Annotated in this window: 3 protein-coding genes and 1 riboswitch; all 3 genes read right to left on the reverse strand. The window is 57.1% G+C overall.

Going from position 1 to position 3,919, the window contains the following annotated elements:
* Positions 1–76: 76 nt before the first annotated feature.
* A riboswitch (cobalamin riboswitch) is annotated at positions 77–269 on the reverse strand.
* 39 nt (positions 270–308) lie between these two features.
* Positions 309–1,196 carry a DMT family transporter gene (locus VJ698_RS16935; RefSeq protein WP_324103966.1) on the reverse strand — a complete coding sequence of 296 codons (888 nt, stop codon included), beginning with the start codon at positions 1,194–1,196 and terminating at the stop codon, positions 309–311.
* Between the two features lie 237 nt (positions 1,197–1,433).
* Positions 1,434–2,294: a bifunctional methylenetetrahydrofolate dehydrogenase/methenyltetrahydrofolate cyclohydrolase FolD gene (gene folD, locus VJ698_RS16940; protein WP_324103967.1), complete on the reverse strand. Its 861-nt coding sequence runs from the start codon at positions 2,292–2,294 to the stop codon at positions 1,434–1,436.
* A gap of 637 nt (positions 2,295–2,931) precedes the next feature.
* Positions 2,932–3,919: substrate-binding domain-containing protein (locus VJ698_RS16945; RefSeq protein ID WP_324103968.1), on the reverse strand; the 988-nt coding region annotated here is incomplete at its 5' end.

Consider the following 3,919-nt stretch of genomic DNA (forward strand, 5'->3'; position numbering starts at 1 on the left):
GATTCCGGAAAAGAAAAAGGGGAGTCGCTGCTACGCGACCATGCGTAGCAGCGACTCCCCTTGCCATAGGTGGATGTATCCTGAAGCGACTTCAGCAGGTCTTCTGGCTCTCGGATCGTCCGGAGTTGCCGCGTCTTCCCGCCGGGATACATCCCGACAGTGACTGACCATGGCAAACCATGGTCCTGCGGCATCCGTCCCCGATTACAGCGGCGGGCCCGCCACGGAATTGCACCGTGTTCCTGGATGCTGATGTCGGACGAAATACTAGTGTTTCAAGGTGCGTGCGTCAAGCGATAGACAAGGCTTCATTGCACGAACTTCCCCCTTTGCGTTAACTGCCAGCCCAGATGCGCCACCAGCGCACAAGACACTACGAAGCCACCGACGATCGTACGCGTGGCTGGCACTTCGTTATGAATCATCCACACCCACAATGGCCCTAGCACCGGCTCGGCTACTCCGATCAGTGCGGCCGGTGCAGACGGAATGAGGGGCGCGCCGCTGACGAACAGAATCATGCCCAACGCCCAATTGAGTGCACCGAACAAGAAGAGCAGTAATGCGTCGCGCGTATCCACCGCGTAGCTTGGGGCCATCACCGCCGCTACGCCACCCGCGATCAGCGCTCCGAGACAGACCGCGGGAACCATTCGCACGTCAGAATGACGGCGCGTAATAATAAGTGCACTGGAAAAGAAAATTGCAGCCAAGAGTGCCAAGCTATCTCCCGTTGGCAACACCTTATTGCCTAAAGAAGCTGAAACCATAATACTGACGCCGGCGATTACGGCGGCGATGGCCGCCCAGGTGGCAGGCCGCACCCTTTCCCTAAACAACAGGAATGCCATCAGTGCAGCGATGAGTGGTATCCCCGCCTGAATGAGCAGGATGTTGGCTACCGTGGTGTAGGCAAGTGCTGCCACAAAGGTTGTGGATGAGATGGCAAAACACGTACCGACACCGAGTCCGGCCCAGCCCATCGACAGGAACAAATCACGGGTGCCGCGCAGGCCTTCACGCCTGAGCATGAAGCAAAGCAGAAATGCTGCCGCAAACAGCGAGCGCCAAAACACCACAGTCCAAATGTCAGTCACGCTCAGGAAGCGCGCAATGGTGCCTCCAAAGCTCCACACAGTCGCTGAACCAAGAATCAGCAAAACACCGTTGCGATGAACATGTACCCGTTCAGTCATCCTTGCTCCTGCAATTCGACTACGATCAAACTACTGGCTGTAAGGCGTGGCTCAAAAGTCACCTCTGAGTTGGCGTGGAACGGCCGATATCCGCGCGATGTGCGGTAGACTTACCCTCGTCGGTGACGGCACCGTATGTTCAGAGCGTATCAAACACGAAGTCGGATACCAAAACCACGGTACACGTCAACCATCCCCGCGACGGAGCCGTTCAGATAGCACGGCGGCTTAGAAGCCCTATCCCTTGATCCCCACAAATCTTTCCGCTGCCTGCACCGTATTCTCGATTAACATGGTGACCGTCATCGGCCCCACTCCTCCCGGTACCGGCGTAATGTGCGAAGCCTTCTGACTTACCCCGTCGAAATCAACATCTCCGACCAGATCACCGTTCGGTAGGCGATTGATTCCGACGTCGATGACTGCCGCCCCGGTTTTTACCATCTGGGGAAGAATGAGATTGGGTCGTCCGGCAGCGACCACCAGGATATCCGCGAGAATTGTGAATTGCGCAAGATCCCGTGTCTTGGCATGGCAGATACAGACGGTAGCATCCTTCTGCATCAGCATGAGTGCCATGGGCTTACCAACGATATTGCTCGCGCCGACCACCACCACATTCTGTCCCGCCACCTCGATGTGTTCGTGCTCGAGGATCTTGCTGACCCCGTAGGGTGTGCAGGGCGGAAAAATGGAGCTGCCGACCGCCAGGGCGCCGACATTGTAGAGATGGAAGCCGTCAACATCCTTATCCCTTGAAATGGTTTCAAGAATGCGCCGGACGTTGTAATTCGGCGGCAGCGGTAACTGGACCAGAATGCCGTGAATCGATGGGTCGTGGTTCAAGGTGTCGATCAGCCGCAGCACCTCCGCTTCCTCGGTCTCGGCCGGGAACGCATGCACCTTGGAATTGAGCCCAACTTCCGAACAGGCCTTCGCCTTGTTGGCGACATAGACCTTTGATGCAGGATTGTCGCCAACAATGATGACTGCAAGGCCAGGCCGGGTGCCAAAGGCACCCAAGGCTTCGACACGCTGCCTGCAATCCTCGCGCACCTTGGCTGCTACCTCCTTGCCGTCGATTATTTTCGCTACCATACCGTTCCTCGCGCCACGATTAAACATCGCGGTATGCTATTCGTTGGAGCAGGATGGCGCGCGGCTATCGGCGACTACAACATGTCCATGGACGACAACCGCCAACCTCGGAGATGACGACAAAGGCTTGGCGTTTCCAGGCAACTCGGGGTCGCGCATCGACCTGCAGACATTGGCGCCTGTGTCATGCTGGCGATGTGCGTGTCATCCGGATTACTAGCGTCCTCAAGACATGATGTCCTGAATTAGGAATAAGCAGACAAGTGCGTTCGATACCGGTCAAGATGTCGCTGATGGCCTTGCTTTAGACAAACGGCTGGAAAGCGGTGCTGTTGAGTCCACAGCAATGGTGAGCGGAATCCTGGCATTGGTGAGTCACTAATGTGATTCCACGACAGAACTGTTTCTCCTTCAGAGTGACGTATCCATCACGAATGGGCGGGGTCTGGGCGCACCATGACGCATGCGCGTGGTGGTCAGAAACGCCGGTAGCCAGCAGCAGGGTCGGAGGAATTTAGTCCGGCGCCCGAACTTAACCCCGTTTAAAAGAATGGCGCCACAATCGCTGTCCACGTCACTCATGTCACCGCTTCCAGCAAACTACCGCTGCCGTATCCATGATTACTTCCGCTCCCGGCTACAACATGGCACCCAGCTTCACCACGGAACCGGACAACGCGGCGTCATATCCAGCCAGATCGCTCACTACCGATCTGTATTTCTCACTCAACATGATTGTCCGCACCGCGCTCGTCGGCGGCTCGCTCAAAGCAATTTGGTCGCACGCAAAAAAGTACCGCTCACGTACGATCGGAATAAAATCGAGATCGAATCTTCTGGCTGCGGCCTCAACGCCGAAGCTGACATCTGCCATGTCGCTCGCCACGTATGCGGCAACGGCAGCATGCGTAAATTCGGCACTCTCGTAGCCGGCAATATCGGCGGTCCTGATGCCGTGCTTCGCCAGGAACAGTTCAAGCAGCATCCGCGTGCCGGAGCCATGTTGCCGATTCACGAAGCGAATGTCATTACGCGTGAGATCGGCGAGTCCTCGAATTGCCTTCGGATTACCCTTGGCAACGAACAAGCCCTGCATGCGATACGCCAGGTGAATCAGCGCATGCTGTCTGGGATTGATCCATTTGAGATATTGCGCAGCCGCGACTGGTTCGAATTCACCCATCGGCAGATGAAAGCCCGCAAGGTCACACTCTCCCCGGGAAAGCGCAGTCACTGCCTCCGTGCTATTGCGGTACTTCAGGTCGACCGCCATCTTTTTCTCGCCCATCTGGTTGATCAACGCCGCAACCGCAAAACCATGCGACGCCGTGATGCGTACGGCGCGACGATTGGTCGCCAGGAGCACGGCGAGCTCTTGCTCCAGTTCCGAGGCGAGGCTATCCAACATAGGAGAAAGACGGGCTGCAATCCGCTTGTCGGCCCAGATCAGCTTTTCCGCCAGTGGCGACAGTACCGTGCCCCGCCCTCGTGTCTTTTGCACCAGCGCCGCACCAAACTGCTCGTCGAATTCACGCAGCAATTGCCAGGCATGGCGATACGACAGGCCGACAGAGGCGGCCGCCTGACTGATGCTGCCCTGGTCACGCACCTCGGTCAGCAGCTTC

Origin of the sequence: Noviherbaspirillum sp., assembly GCF_035254685.1 — a bacterium.
Taxonomy (GTDB): Bacteria; Pseudomonadota; Gammaproteobacteria; order Burkholderiales; family Burkholderiaceae_D; genus Noviherbaspirillum.

Coding starts and splice junctions, on each gene's coding strand:
- VJ698_RS16935 (WP_324103966.1), bottom strand. CDS start 1,196: ATGACTGAACGGGTACATGTTCATCGCAACGGTGTTTTGCTGATTCTT.
- folD (WP_324103967.1), bottom strand. CDS start 2,294: ATGGTAGCGAAAATAATCGACGGCAAGGAGGTAGCAGCCAAGGTGCGC.